At 41.6% G+C, this 14,232-nt stretch carries 14 protein-coding genes; 9 read left to right on the top strand and 5 right to left on the bottom strand.

The annotated features are described in order from the left end of the window. Positions 1-175 precede the first annotated feature (175 nt). Positions 176-1,165, bottom strand: coding sequence for an ABC transporter substrate-binding protein (locus TY15_RS16915; protein WP_040203967.1), 990 nt, complete (start codon positions 1,163-1,165; stop codon positions 176-178). A 199-nt stretch (positions 1,166-1,364) separates the two neighbouring features. Here TY15_RS16915 and TY15_RS16910 point away from each other — a divergent pair, with 199 nt between their 5' ends. The 4 genes from TY15_RS16910 to TY15_RS16895 all read left to right on the top strand — a co-directional run bounded on the left by TY15_RS16910 (position 1,365) and on the right by TY15_RS16895 (position 4,663). Continuing rightward, complete coding sequence (locus tag TY15_RS16910; protein WP_040203964.1) at positions 1,365-2,369, top strand: FecCD family ABC transporter permease; 1,005 nt, start codon at positions 1,365-1,367, stop codon at positions 2,367-2,369. Further along, positions 2,366-3,421 carry a FecCD family ABC transporter permease gene (locus tag TY15_RS16905; RefSeq protein ID WP_040203963.1) on the top strand — a complete coding sequence of 352 codons (1,056 nt, stop codon included), beginning with the start codon at positions 2,366-2,368 and terminating at the stop codon, positions 3,419-3,421. Before TY15_RS16910 ends, TY15_RS16905 begins: the two co-directional genes overlap by 4 nt. Positions 3,422-3,467: 46 nt before the next feature. Then, on the top strand, positions 3,468-4,286 hold the full coding sequence (locus TY15_RS16900) for an ABC transporter ATP-binding protein (RefSeq protein WP_096911837.1): 819 nt from the start codon (positions 3,468-3,470) through the stop codon (positions 4,284-4,286). Between the two features lie 122 nt (positions 4,287-4,408). Then, on the top strand, positions 4,409-4,663 hold the full coding sequence (locus TY15_RS16895) for a YusU family protein (RefSeq protein WP_040203961.1): 255 nt from the start codon (positions 4,409-4,411) through the stop codon (positions 4,661-4,663). Between the two features lie 74 nt (positions 4,664-4,737). Here the strand turns inward: TY15_RS16895 and TY15_RS16890 are convergent, their stop codons facing one another. From TY15_RS16890 to TY15_RS23745, 4 genes are all read right to left on the bottom strand, one after another. After that, a complete protein-coding gene (locus TY15_RS16890) occupies positions 4,738-6,045 on the bottom strand; it encodes a 6-phospho-beta-glucosidase (protein ID WP_040203959.1) in 1,308 nt (435 codons plus the stop codon). Between the two features lie 530 nt (positions 6,046-6,575). Continuing rightward, a complete protein-coding gene (locus TY15_RS16885) occupies positions 6,576-6,914 on the bottom strand; it encodes a spore coat protein (RefSeq protein ID WP_040204004.1) in 339 nt (112 codons plus the stop codon). Between the two features lie 98 nt (positions 6,915-7,012). Then, entirely contained in the window at positions 7,013-7,306 is a 294-nt protein-coding gene (locus TY15_RS16880) for a hypothetical protein (protein WP_040203958.1), read from the bottom strand. 35 nt (positions 7,307-7,341) lie between these two features. Then, complete coding sequence (locus TY15_RS23745; RefSeq protein WP_074432830.1) at positions 7,342-7,473, bottom strand: YuzL family protein; 132 nt, start codon at positions 7,471-7,473, stop codon at positions 7,342-7,344. A gap of 210 nt (positions 7,474-7,683) precedes the next feature. Between TY15_RS23745 and TY15_RS16875 the strand changes: the two genes are divergently transcribed. The 5 genes from TY15_RS16875 (at position 7,684) to gcvH (ending at position 14,196) form a co-directional block, all read left to right on the top strand. Then, positions 7,684-10,071, top strand: coding sequence for a 3-hydroxyacyl-CoA dehydrogenase/enoyl-CoA hydratase family protein (locus tag TY15_RS16875; RefSeq protein WP_096911835.1), 2,388 nt, complete (start codon positions 7,684-7,686; stop codon positions 10,069-10,071). 92 nt (positions 10,072-10,163) lie between these two features. Further along, positions 10,164-11,339 (top strand): acetyl-CoA C-acetyltransferase, encoded by a 1,176-nt coding sequence (locus TY15_RS16870; protein WP_040203956.1) that lies wholly within the window; start codon positions 10,164-10,166, stop codon positions 11,337-11,339. Positions 11,340-11,389: 50 nt separating this feature from the next. Beyond that, on the top strand, positions 11,390-13,174 hold the full coding sequence (locus TY15_RS16865) for an acyl-CoA dehydrogenase family protein (protein WP_040203954.1): 1,785 nt from the start codon (positions 11,390-11,392) through the stop codon (positions 13,172-13,174). Between the two features lie 209 nt (positions 13,175-13,383). Next, positions 13,384-13,740, top strand: a complete 357-nt coding sequence (locus TY15_RS16860) for an arsenate reductase family protein (RefSeq protein ID WP_040203953.1) — start codon at positions 13,384-13,386, stop codon at positions 13,738-13,740. A gap of 72 nt (positions 13,741-13,812) precedes the next feature. Then, positions 13,813-14,196 carry a glycine cleavage system protein GcvH gene (gcvH, locus tag TY15_RS16855; RefSeq protein WP_040203950.1) on the top strand — a complete coding sequence of 128 codons (384 nt, stop codon included), beginning with the start codon at positions 13,813-13,815 and terminating at the stop codon, positions 14,194-14,196. Positions 14,197-14,232: the final 36 nt, after the last annotated feature.

Genomic DNA, 14,232 nt, shown 5'->3' with positions numbered 1-14,232 from the left:
TTAACGCGATGAATTATTAAAGGAAATAAAAAAGACTATCGGTTTTTCGATAGCCTGAGCGGGGTAATTCGCTCTTTTTTTCGTGCCCTATATAGAATAGAAAAGTGAGGCCATGGCAAGCCTCACTTCTTATTCTATATATAATTTTGGGAGGTATTGTTTTTAGGTTTCGTGCTTATTTCACTAATTTATTTTCAATATCATCTAGCATAAGGTTTGCTGCAAGCACGCCACCAGCAGTATTCCAAACTGCATCACTAACTTCGTATGCGTGTCCGTTTTTGACGGCATTTAGATTTTTCCAAAGCGGATCATTTGTCCATTCCTTAGCAGTACCTAGTGCTGTTTTGTCTCCATTTGGTGCATAAGTGAAGTAGAAAATAAGATCTCCGTCCATTTTTGGAATGACTTCTTTCCCCACTTCAATCGCAAGGTTTCCTAGCTTGTTGTCAGCAGTGAACAGTTCTGTTTGCTGAGAAGTACGTTTGAAACCTAATTGATCAAGGATAATACCAGAAAAAGAATCTGTATAGTAAATACGAGTTGTTCCAGATAAGAAACGAACAACGGATACTTCCTGATTGACTGCGTCGCCTAATTTAGCTTTTAAGTCGCTTACATGTGTATCAAAGGCACTTAATACTTCATTGCCTTTTTCTTCTTTATTGATTGCTTTTGCGTATAACTTAAAGTTTTCTTTCCAGTCGCCGCGAAGTGTTTCCGCGTAAACGGTTGGTGCAATCGCTTTTAATTGGTCATAAATTTTTTCTTGGCGCATTTTATTTCCAATGATTAAATCGGGCTTAAGTGCTGCTATAGCTTCAACGTTCACTTCACTTTCAGTCCCTACTACTTTAACGTCTTTCATTTTATCAGCAATATGCTCATACCATGGATCGCCTGTCCAAGATTGAACGGCACCAACCGGTGTAACCCCCATGGCTAATAAGGCTTCTGTTCCTTCATTCGTTAACATCACAATTCTTTTTGGCGTGCCTTTAATGGTGGTGGAACCCATCGCATGATCAATCGTGTAGCTTTTCTCCTCAGTCGTCTTCGTTGTATCGTTTTTCTCTGTTGTTTTCTCGTCAGTACCTCCACAGGCAGCCAATAAGAAAATGGTCATGACGGATAAAAGAGAAAGAATGGTTTTAATCGCTTTCATAGTGTGAGTGAATCCCCCTTAGTAGATGTAAATGATAATCATTTTCAATGACATTCTTATCATAAATGGCAGGAAAGGGTTATGTCAACGATTTAATTGAAAATGATTTTCAGAATCATTGACAATCATTATCAATTGGAGATAGACTAAAATTAATGGAGCATAATAACTATAAAGATGTTAGAAAGGTTTCTATCTTATGTTGTTAAAAAGTACGACATCAAAATGGGCTGGATTATTCGTGGCAATAGTGCTATTGATATTATTCATGATTGCTAGTGTAATCTACGGTTATACCAATACAAACTGGCAAACGGCAATCGATGCCTTTACTAAATATAATGGCTCGAATGAACATATTATTATCCAAACAGTTAGACTTCCGCGAGCATTCATTGCAGCCGCAGTAGGTGCAAGCCTCGCTATTGCCGGGGTCCTCATGCAAACATTGACAAAGAACCCACTGGCTTCACCAGGGATATTTGGAATTAATGCAGGAGGAGGTTTTGCAGTGGTGGCCGCGGTTACCCTATTTTCAGTAACCGACGTGCATACCTTTAATGCTTTAGCCTTTTTAGGTGCTGCAGTCGCAGCAGTGAGTGTATATGCGTTTGGCTCTTTTGGCAGGGAAGGTTTGACCCCGATGAAGCTAACGCTAGCTGGTGCAGCAATGTCGGCGATGTTTGCTTCGTTTACGCAAGGCTTATTAGTCTTGAATGAAGCGGCATTGGATCAAGTATTATTTTGGCTGGCCGGGTCCGTTTCAGGCCGTAAGCTAGAAACGCTTGTGTCTGTTCTCCCTTATATAGGGGTTGGCTGGCTTGGCGCTCTATTGATTTCAGGCAAAATGAATGTCCTTGCCATGGGCGAGGATGTGGCAAAAGGACTTGGACTAAATACAGGGCTTATCAAAATAATGATCGGAGTTATTGTTATTTTATTAGCAGGTGGGTCTGTAGCTGCAGCTGGGCCAATTGGTTTTGTAGGGATTGTTGTCCCACATGTGACCAGGTCGATCATTGGGATTGATCATCGCTGGGTCATTCCCTTATCCGGTCTACTTGGTGCCATCCTGTTAGTAGCCGCGGATATTGCAGCAAGATATATTTTAATGCCAGCAGAAGTTCCTGTTGGTGTCATGACGGCCATCATTGGAACTCCATTCTTTATTTATATCGCGAGAAGGGGGTTCAATGGACGATGAGCAAATATCAAAATATCCGATTTTTTAAAGGGAAATTGTCATTTTTAATCGATCGGAAGGCCACATTCATTTTCACATTGCTATTCGTAATTACATTTCTGGTTTTTGTGATTAGTGCGGGTATTGGTGATATGAAAATCAATCCCTTGACCGTCATAAAAGTCCTTTTTGGTGGCGGTCCAGAGATGGAAAAACTCGTGATTACGACATTCCGTTTACCGAGAATTATTGTGGCTTTAGTAGTAGGAATTTCTTTAGCAGTTGCAGGCGGAATCCTCCAAGGGATGATTCGCAATCCATTGGCTTCACCGGATGTCCTCGGAATAACTGGCGGAGCTGGTGCTGCTGTGGTGGCCTTTTTAGTGTTATTTAGTGATAAAAACCATTCGCTAACAGTCAGTATTGCCTGGTTACCGTTAGCCGCCTTTGCCGGTGCAGGCCTCGTATCCATTTTAGTATACGTACTTGCTTGGAAAAATGGGGTTTCACCCATTCGACTGGTGTTAATTGGGATTGGAATATCGACCTTAATGCAGGCTTTAATTACTTTAATGATGGTGATGGGGCCAATTTATCAAGCAAGTCAAGCAAATATGTGGATCACAGGGACAGTGTACGGCTCAAATTGGAAAAATGTTGTGACGTTGGTTCCCTGGACTGTAGTCTTTTTAATTATCGCTCTAATAGTAGCGAGAACCATAAATATTCAGGAGCTTGGTGATGAAGTAGCAACAGGCTTGGGAGGAAAGGTCCAAAAGCAACGGTTTCTATTGTTAATGATCAGCACAGCCTTGATTGGAAGCTCTGTTGCTTTTGCTGGAGGAATTGGTTTTGTTGGCTTAATGGCACCACATATGGCAAGAAGATTAGTTGGTTCCTCATTTGGCGCACTCCTCCCCGTATCAGCATTATTAGGTGGAGTCCTTGTCATGGTAGCAGACTTAATTGGACGGACCCTGTTTCTTCCATTAGAAGTACCTGCCGGCGTGTTTACTGCTGGAATCGGAGCTCCCTATTTTATTTACTTACTGTTTAGAACTAGAAATGCTTAGAATGGGTACACCTATCAACGAGCAAGATGAAAAGGAGATGGAAGAAATGAATGCGATTGAAACGAAGAATTTATCCCTTTCCTATGGGGAAACTCTCATTATTAATGAGTTGGATTTGAAAATTCCTAAGGGTGAAATTACCGTTTTTATTGGTGGGAACGGCTGCGGGAAATCCACGCTTCTTCGTTCAATCGCCCGTCTCTTAAAGCCTAAATCAGGTGGGGTGTTACTAGAAGGAAAGGCGATTGCCAAGCTGTCAACGAAGGAAATTGCTAAAAAGATGGCGATTTTGCCACAATCTCCATTGGCACCTGAAGGATTAACAGTTCTGCAGCTTGTGAAACAAGGCCGCTATCCGCATCAGACTTGGTTAAAGCAATGGTCAGAAGAGGACGAGAAAAAGGTCAATGATGCTTTAAAAGCCACTCGCTTAGAGCATCTAAAGGATAGAACGGTCGATTCCCTTTCTGGCGGGCAAAGACAGCGGGCGTGGATTGCCATGACGTTAGCACAGGATACTGATATTATTCTATTAGATGAGCCAACCACCTATTTGGATATGACCCATCAAATCGAAATTCTTGATTTGCTTTACGATTTAAATGAAATGAAAAACAGAACGGTCGTCATGGTTCTTCATGATCTAAATCTTGCTTGTCGTTATGCGCATAATGTCGTGGCGATAAAAGATCAAAAAGTATATGCCCAAGGTAAGCCAGAACATGTGATTAATTGTAGCCTTGTTAAAAATGTGTTTGACATGGACTGTGAGGTCACCATGGATCCGCTATTTGGGACGCCTCTTTGTATCCCTTATGGAAAGGGAAGGTGCATTTTGGATAAGGCGGTAGCGATGAATGGGTAACCTTGTGAGGCAATGATTAGTAAAGGTTAGGAAACATGTTGTTTTTTCTTATCAGTTACCTGCGGGCAGGCGCTGCAAGACATGTCCGTGTACACATATAGAGAAGGATGGAAGGTGTCAAGATGGAGAACGGATTTGTTCAGCAGTTCGAGGCTTTGCTTGAGAAGTATAGCGAATTATTGGTTGGTGATTCTGATGCCGAGACCAAAGAAAAGGTAAAAGCATGGGCACTGTACACACACATCGCCAAATCCATGCCAGCACTCATCAACCATTGGAGTGCACTGTATCCTGATGCTCGTGAAGAAATGAAGCGAATGATTCAGGAGATTAAACAATTGAATGAACAGCATCGGAACTCCATAAAAAAGAAATAAAACCCGGAAAACTACTCCGGGTTTTGCTTTGACTTACTAATTGGCAGTAAAACTTATATTGATCATTTTTTATGCTAATAAAATTGCGGTAAGTATTCTTTATGTGCTTCTAATAACTCATCTAATACAATCTTTGCTAATTTTTCATCTGCAATTAATGGGTTCATAAGCAGCGCCGTGTATGCATCATGATAATTACCTGAAAAGGCTGCACGAATAACAAGCTGTTCGAAACCTTTCATTTGTTGAATAAGTCCTTTAATACTTGTAGGTAATTCCCCAACAACAAGCGGTTGCGGCCCTTGCTTCGTGATCAGACTATTTACTTCAATAACAGAATCATTTGGAAGCTCAGGAATGGCCCCATTGTTCATTGTATTGACAGTTTGGATATCGCCGCGATTATTATAGATAGACTCCATTAAACTGCAGGCAACATCGCTGTAAAAGGCACCTCCTCGTTTTTCAAGTTCTTTCGGTTTGTCACGTAAATCAGGGTCTTTATATAATTGAAAAAGTGAAGTTTCTAAAGTTTGAACAATTTCTGCTCTGGTCCCATGCTCTTGATACGCTTTTATATCTTTTTTCAGAACATCCCTTGTTTGAAAATAATATTCATGGTATGGATTTGGCAGCATTCGTAATGACTGGATGAAGGACTTAGACCAACCAAGGTTTACGATATTAGCTGGGGAATAATCAAAGGTAGACGTCGATAATTTTTCTAACACTTCGTCGGTGCGGTCAATTCCTTTTACCACTACTTTTCTGCCAAAGACAAAATGGTTCATACCAACAAATTCGATTGTTACATCATCGGGTAATACTTGTAGAATTTCAGCCGTTGAATGACGCATATTGTAGGGAATATTACAAACACCAATGATTTTTTTATGTGGTGAATGTTTTAATAATGCTTCTGTTACGATTCCTGCTGGATTCGTAAAGTTAATAATCCAGGCATTTGGACAAATAGTGTGAACATTCTCCGCAAGCTCCATTAAGACTGGGATGGTTCGAAACGCTTTAAACGCGCCGCCGGCACCATTTGTTTCTTGACCGATTAGTCCATGGCCTAAGGGGATTCTCTCGTCTTTTGCCCTTGCACTTAACCCGCCGACACGGATTTGCGTAGAAACAAAGTCAGCGTTTTCAAGAGCTTTTTTCTGATCCAATGTCCAAGCTAGTTTAATAGGCTTGTTGGACTTTTCAATCATTCTTGCAGCTAGGTTCCCTACAATTTCAAGTTTCTCTTTTCCTGTTTCGATATCAACTAAAACAATATCTGTTACTGGAAACGTGTCATGACGGCGAATCATCCCTTCGATAATTTCCGGTGTATAACTTGAACCACCGCCAACAACGACTAATTTTACTGACATAATGTCAAAAACTCCTTTACCTCTTAAGATGGTTGCACTTTACTCTCATCTCAAAAAAAGTAAAAATCTAATTGTGTATAATCGGAATGTTTCATACAAATAATCTATTATCTATACATTTATATTTGATTATTTCGCTTGTAATGATACCAATATTCATTGTTGGTACATATAACGGAATGTTAGTAATACAACATGGAATATGTATTATTATCATAAAGTATCTTAATATCCTATAAAAGGCCCTCTCTGGAAACTTGCCTTCACCAGAGGGGGCCTTCTTTCTTGGCCGATAGGAAAGTATAACTTTCCAATCAGGCATAAGTGCAACTACGACTCTGTCTTCGCCCTTAGTGGCTCGCCAGTCGGTGAGTTTTCTTTAAAAGATAAGTATAAATTTTTGAGAATGGTCCAGCTCAAGAAGCCATTGGCTCGAGGTCACAAGCCAGAAGGTGAAAGAACACCTTCCCGCCGGCTCGTCTTGTGCTGGTCGCCGATAGGCGGGCGCCTTGTGCTTTTCTTGCTACTTATTATTGCATTGTCCCACTGCTTGGCAGCTGGTTTGTATAACCTTGGAATTGCTGATACGATTGCTGGAGCTTCTGCTGGTCGGCGGCTTCGACTGCATACCAGCCCTTCCGAAACATCAAGTCGTAAAGATTACGCTGGCATTCTTGTGTTTCCGTGAAAACTTGCATGATGTCTTGGTATAATCCCTGATGACTGGCCTCATGTAGTGCCATAGTATAAGCCGTTGTCATATATTTCTCTGTTGTCAGCAAATCATTAATGAAATCACGCTCGTTCATTTGTGGTGTTTTAGGAACCTGTGTTTCCGGGTTTTTAATCTTCTGTTGATTTTGATTCATTTGTTGATTTTGATTCATCGACAACTTACCTCCTTATTTTGTCCGGCTTTAGCTCCACTCGCAGAATATTTCTGAAACTATGGGCCCGGCACGAATGCTTATTGCAAATTATTCAGTGGCTGCTGCTGATTTGCATGCTCTCCTAAGTGACCGAGGAGCTGTTGGTAATGACGCTGATGCATCTGACCGCATTTTTCTGCTTCCGCTTTTAGCTCAGGATCCTGACATTGCTGGGCAAAAAAGTGAGCCTTCTTCGCGGAAAGTAAATTCCATGACATCATATCCGTTAAATAAAGGGAATCCTTTGTGGAGACCACTCCTGGCGGTTGCTGCATTCGCATTTGTTGGTTTTGCATGTTCATGTTTGGCATATTCAAATTTTGCTGCTGCATAGTGTACCCTCCTATTACATTGTTATCTTTTTACTTCATCGTTTGTATTGATTATTCTGGCTGTTCTTCTTATCGACATGAGCCCGTTCGTCTCCAGGCCCAGCATTTCCCTTCACACTGGCAGCACTTACGCCGGCGTTAGAAGGGTTCCTTTTCATTTTTGCCATCGTTATCACCTCAATTATTAGCTTACCCAGACGCAGGAAAATATGAAGCTAAAAAAATGTTCAAAAAAATTTTAAAATTCCGCGTTTATTGATTGCACAAATTTTCTAAATATTTTATAGTAATTAGTAACAAGAACTCATTCATTAATAAATGAAAATTTTTTGCTGAAAAAATGAATGAGTATTCATTCAAATTTGAAGGGGGAGACAATGTTGAACCAATTGATAAAAAAAGTAGCTGTCCTTGGATCAGGAGTAATGGGCTCAGGAATCGCTGCACACTTAGCAAATATCGGTATTCCGACCCTATTGTTGGATATCGTCCCACGGGAATTAACGAAAGAAGAGGAAGCTAAAGGACTGACATTAGCCGATAAACAAGTGCGAAATCGCATCAGTGCAACGAATATCCAAAAACTTTTAAAGCAAAAGCCTGCACCATTAACAGCGAAGAAAAATCTGGCCCTGATAGAAGCGGGTAATCTTGAGGATGATCTTGTCAAACTGAACGATGTAGATTGGGTAATTGAGGTAGTAGTCGAAAACCTTAACGTCAAGAAACAGGTTTTTGAAAAAGTGGACCAATATCGCAAACCAGGCAGCATTATTAGTTCTAATACGTCTGGAATCTCCGTCGAGGCGATGGTAGAAGGAAGATCCGATGATTTCAAAAAGCATTTCTTAGGAACACACTTCTTTAATCCACCTCGTTATCTGAAATTACTTGAAGTGATTCCGACACAATATACGTCACAAGAAGTTCTTTCCTTTATGAAGACCTTTGGTGAAGATGTGCTGGGAAAAGGTGTGGTTCAGGCTAAAGACACCCCCAACTTTATTGCCAACCGTATCGGCACCTATGGCCTTCTCGTGACCGTTCGAGAGATGTTAAAAGCGGGCCTAAGTGTGGGTGAAGTTGACTCTATCACTGGACCACTGATTGGCAGGGCCAAGAGCGCAACCTTCCGAACACTTGATGTCGTTGGGTTAGATACCTTCTACCATGTTGCCGGTAATGTGTACGAACAGGTGGAAGGCAGCGAGAAAGAAGTTTTTGAAGTACCTGCCTTCTTGAAAGCAATGGTGGATAAGGGCTGGCTCGGAAGTAAGTCTGGGCAAGGGTTCTTTTTGAAAAAAGGAAAAGAAATTCTGGAGTTGGATCCGACAACATTAGAGTATGGACCACGAAAGAAATTAACAACACCTTCCATTCAATTAGCGAAACAAGAAAAAGGAACAGCCAATAAATTGAAAGCGCTTGTATACACTGAAGACCAGGCAGGAAAGTTTTTGTGGAATACCTTCAGTGCATCCTTTGTATACTCCGCTGAGTTACTTGGAGTAATTGCTGACGACATCGTCGCCATTGACAGCGCGATGAAATGGGGCTTTGGCTGGGATATGGGCCCGTTTGAAGCATGGGATGCAATTGGCGTTGAAAGGTCTGTTCAAAAGATGAAAGAAGCGGGCATGGATGTTCCAGAATGGGTGACTGACATGCTTGAGAAGGGACATTCAACCTTTTACTTAGAAGAGAATGGGGAGCAGTTCTTCTATCAAAACGGGCAATATCGACTTGTCGAATACAATCCAAAGGTTATCGACCTGAAAAAAATTAAGAAACAAAAAGGGGTTATTAAAAAGAACAGTGGCGCCAGTTTAATTGACTTAGGCGACGGGGTGGCACTGTTAGAATTCCATTCACCAAACAATGCGATTGGTCTCGATATCGTGCAAATGATTAATTATGCAGTTGATGAAGTCGAGAAGAATTATAAAGGCCTTGTCATTGGCAATCAAGGGAAAAATTTCTGTGTCGGGGCCAACCTGGCGATGATGTTAATGGAAGTGCAAGATGATAATATCTACGAGCTGGATCTGATCGTCCGTCACCTGCACAGTGCCTTGTTAAAAGTAAAATACAGCTCTAAACCAGTTGTTGCTGCCCCATTTGGAATGACACTTGGTGGTGGTGCAGAAGTTTGCCTACCTACAGCGCACATTCAAGCATCATCCGAAACCTATATGGGTCTTGTTGAAGTGGGGGTCGGGTTACTACCTGGCGGAGGCGGAAACAAAGAGCTTTATATGAAGCATTTAGAAAACCGGCCAAATGGCGTTCCATTTGATTTGCAAACGATCGCCAATAAAGTGTTCGAAACGATCGCAACAGCAAAGGTGTCTACATCTGCGGATGAAGCACGCGAAAATAATTTCTTAGACTCTTCAGATGGGATCAGTTTCAACAGTGATCATTTGATCTATGATGCGAAACAGGCGGTGCTCGCTTTACATGAAGCAGGCTATAAACCAAAGGTACGCAGAAAGGTTCCAGTCGTCGGTGAAACAGGGTATGCAACGCTATTACTCGGCGCGGAAGCAATGCGTTTGTCAGGCTTTATTTCTGAGCATGATTTAAAAATTGCTAAAAAAGTTGCTTACGTGATTGCCGGTGGCAAGGTTCCGTTTGGGACAGAAGTAGATGAACAATATTTATTAGATCTTGAAAGAGAAGCCTTCCTAGGCTTGATTGCCGAACCGAAATCACAGCAGCGCATGCAGCACATGCTTGTGAAGGGTAAACCGCTGCGTAACTAACAAACTGGGGTCAGACCCCCAATGCGTTAACGCAGTAACGTGGCGGGGGCCTGACCCCAAATAATAATTTAATAGAAAGCGAGGGAACTTGCATGAGAGAAGCGGTAATTGTTGCCGGAGCGCGGACCCCGGTAGGTAAGGCTAAGAAAGGAACGCTTGCCCATGTTCGTCCTGACGACATAGGAGCATTGGTTGTCAAAGAAACTTTAAAGCGTGCCGGAAATTATGAAGGAAATATCGATGATTTAATTATTGGCTGTGCCATGCCAGAAGCAGAACAAGGGAACAACATGGCACGAAATATCGGAGCATTAGCGGGTCTACCTTATACAGTCCCGGCTATCACCGTCAATCGGTTCTGTTCTTCGGGGCTACAAGCAATCGCCTATGCAGCGCAAGGGATTATGCTCGGACATACGGATACAGCTATCGCAGGTGGGGCAGAATCGATGAGCCTGATTCCGATGATGGGTCATGTCGTGCGCCCGAATATCAAACTAGCTGAAACAGCACCACAATATTACATGGGAATGGGGCATACAGCTGAACAGGTCGCCCAAAAATACGGTATTTCTCGTGAAGATCAGGATGCCTTTGCGGTTAGAAGCCATCAGCGTGCTGCTAAAGCGATTGCAGAAGGAAAATTTGTTGATGAAATTGTCCCAGTGGATGTAAGCATTCGTACGGTTGGAAATGATAATAAGTTGGTTGAAAAAACAATTCAATTTACTCAAGATGAGGGAGTTCGTCCTGATACCAATCTAGAAACTTTGGCAAAGCTTCGCCCAGCTTTTTCAGTAACTGGTTCGGTAACGGCCGGTAATGCCTCGCAAACAAGTGACGGGGCGGCTGCAGTGATGGTAATGGACCGTGAAAAAGCAGAATCATTAGGTCTCAAACCATTAGCTAAATTCCGATCATTTGCTGTAGGCGGCGTCCCACCTGAAATTATGGGGGTTGGACCTGTTGTAGCAATTCCGAAAGCCATTAAGCTTGCAGGTCTAGAGTTATCCGATATTAATTTATTTGAATTAAACGAAGCCTTTGCCTCACAATCACTGCAAGTTATTCGTGAACTTGGTCTAAATGAAGAAATCGTCAACGTGAACGGTGGAGCGATTGCCCTTGGTCATCCGCTAGGATGTACCGGAGCAAAATTAACGCTTTCACTTATCCACGAATTAAAACGCCGCAACGAACAATTTGGCGTTGTCACGATGTGTATCGGAGGAGGGATGGGTGCCGCTGGGGTATTTGAATTACTGTAAAAACAATCAAGGGACTTTTGTTTAAAGTCTCTGCCAATTAGGAGGAATTTATGATGACTGAAACAAAAAAGATTGTTAAAGGCGGAAGCTTTTTAATCGAAGATATTGCCTATCAAGATGTTTTTACTCCAGAAGACTTTACCGATGAGCATTTAATGATTGCCAAAACAACAGAAGAATTTATTGAGAACGAAGTAGTTCCCCAAGTGGAATATTTGGAAAATCATGAATTTGATCGGACTGTGAAACTACTCAAGAAAGCTGGGGAGCTTGGACTTTTAGCGGCTGACGTCCCTGAGGAATATGAAGGCTTGGGCTTAGATAAGGTGACATCATCCCTTATAACTGAAAAAATGGCGGGATCTGGTGGTTTTTCTTTATCGCACGGGGCACATGTTGGGATCGGTTCCCTGCCAATCGTGTTATTCGGAAATGAAGAACAAAAAAATCGATACCTTCCATTGCTGGCATCTGGTGAAAAACTAGCCGCTTATGCGTTAACGGAGCCGGGCTCAGGATCAGATGCACTCGGTGCCAGAACAACTGCAAGATTGAATGCAGAAGGCACACACTATATCCTTAACGGTGAAAAGCAATGGATTACCAATGCTGGGTTTGCAGATGTCTTTGTGGTTTATGCGAAAATTGATGGAGAAAAGTTTACGGCCTTTATCGTTGAAAAAACCTTCCCAGGAGTATCGACTGGTGCAGAAGAAAAGAAAATGGGAATCAAAAGCTCGTCTACTCGCACACTCATTTTAGAGGATGTCGCCGTGCCAATAGGAAATTTACTTGGCGAAATCGGAAAAGGTCATGTGATTGCCTTTAACATTTTAAACATTGGTCGTTATAAATTAGGAGTGGGCAGTGTCGGCGGTTCGAAAAAGGCATTTGAGTTAACCGTTAAATATGCAAATGGTCGTCAACAGTTCAAGACGCCAATTTCCCAATTCAACTTAACGAAAGAAAAATTTGGTACGATGGCAGCCAAGATATACGCAGCTGAAAGCTCCGTCTACCGCACTATCGGCTTGTATGAAGAAAACCAAGGTAAGCTCTCTACAGAAGAATCCAAGGATATTAAATTACTGGCTAATTCGATTGCTGAATATGCAATTGAGTGCTCATTAAATAAATTTTTTGCCAGTGAAGTATTAGCCTATGTTACGGACGAAGGTGTGCAAATTCATGGCGGCTATGGCTTTATGCAAGAGTACCCAATTGAAAGGGCCTACCGTGATGCCCGTATCCAACGTATTTTTGAAGGAACAAATGAAATAAATCGCCTTCTTGTCCCTGGTACGCTTGTGAAAAAGGCACTGAAAGGGGAACTTCCATTATTCCAGAAAGCAATGGCACTTCAAGAAGAGTTAATGATGTTACTGCCAGAAGAGCCAGGTGATGAGCCACTTGCCCAAGAAAAATATCTTGTGAAAAATGCGAAAAAGATCGCCCTTCTTGCTGCAGGTTTAGCTGCTCAAAAATATGGTAAAGCCCTTGAAAGAGAGCAAGAAGTATTAGCGAACATTGCCGATCTTATCTCAAATGTGTACGCAATGGAATCTGTTGTCCTTCGTACGGAAAAGGCAATTGCTAAGGACGGATTAGAGAAGAGTAAGCAAAAACTTCTTTATACGCAAATCTTCTGCCAAGAAGCCTTCAATGAAATGGAAGCAACAGCAAAAGAATCGTTAGTAGCGATCGAGCAGGGCGATACACTGCGGATGATGTTGTCATCGCTCCGTAAATTTACACGTCATACTCCAATCAATGTCATTGCGAAAAAACGGGAAGCCGCCGATGTATTAATCGAAGCTGAACGCTTTATTGTCTAAACTAGAGGCTCCCTTCTTTGAAGGGGGCTTTATTAGATGTAAATTATCAAAATAATTTTCTGATCTACGGAAGGGTTTTTACGAAATTAGTCGAATTTTACTTATGAACAACTTTTAAAGCCTCATGTTAGGATTTTGAAAATTGTTATGGTAATATTCTATTGACGTGATGACGTTAATGATTTCTTTAGTAACAGGTGGTGAAACAAATGTCTCTAACTTTTTACTGGTATCCAAAATGCGGTACATGTCGAAATGCAAAGAAATGGTTGGATGCCCACCATCTATCCTATGAAGAAGTACATATTGTCGAAAATCCTCCATCTAAGGAAGAATTGCAGGGATTTTATCAAAAAAGTGGTTTGGAATTAAAGAAATTTTTTAATACAAGCGGAATGAAATATCGTGAATTAGGAATCAAAGATATGATGAAGACTGCAACAGAAGAAGAGTTACTTGAAATTCTGGCATCCGATGGGATGTTGATCAAAAGACCAATCTTAACAGATGGTAAGCAGGTCACTGTTGGCTTTAAAGAAGAAGAATATGAGAAAATGTGGCTATAGTCCCACTAACAAATGGTAATCGATTTATTTCGATGATAGATTATGAATAAGACAATGGAGGGATTTTTGCTAATGAGTATACCAAAAGAATTACGTTATTCTGAAGAACATGAATGGGTAAAGGTTGAAGGGGAAAACGTACGCGTTGGGATTACTGACTTTGCCCAACATGAATTAGGGGATATTGTATTTGTCGAGCTTCCAGAAGTGGGCGATGAAGTAACTGCCGATGAGCCATTTGGCAGCGTGGAATCCGTTAAGACCGTTTCTGAACTTTATGCACCAATAAGTGGAAAAGTAGTCGCTGTGAATGAAGATTTAAGCGATAGCCCTGAATTTGTAAACGAATCTCCATATGAAAAAGCATGGATGATTGAGATTGAGCCATCTAATTCCGCTGAGATTGACAATCTAATGACCGCTGAACAATATGAAGAAATGACCAAAGAAAATTAACGATTGTCGTGGCACCTATTAAAGGGTGCCTTTTTT

The organism is Neobacillus jeddahensis (assembly GCF_000612625.1).
GTDB lineage: Bacteria > Bacillota > Bacilli > Bacillales > Cytobacillaceae > Neobacillus > Neobacillus jeddahensis.
Note: the sequence above shows the minus strand (reverse complement) of the source record. Positions and strands in the feature narration are given on the sequence as shown.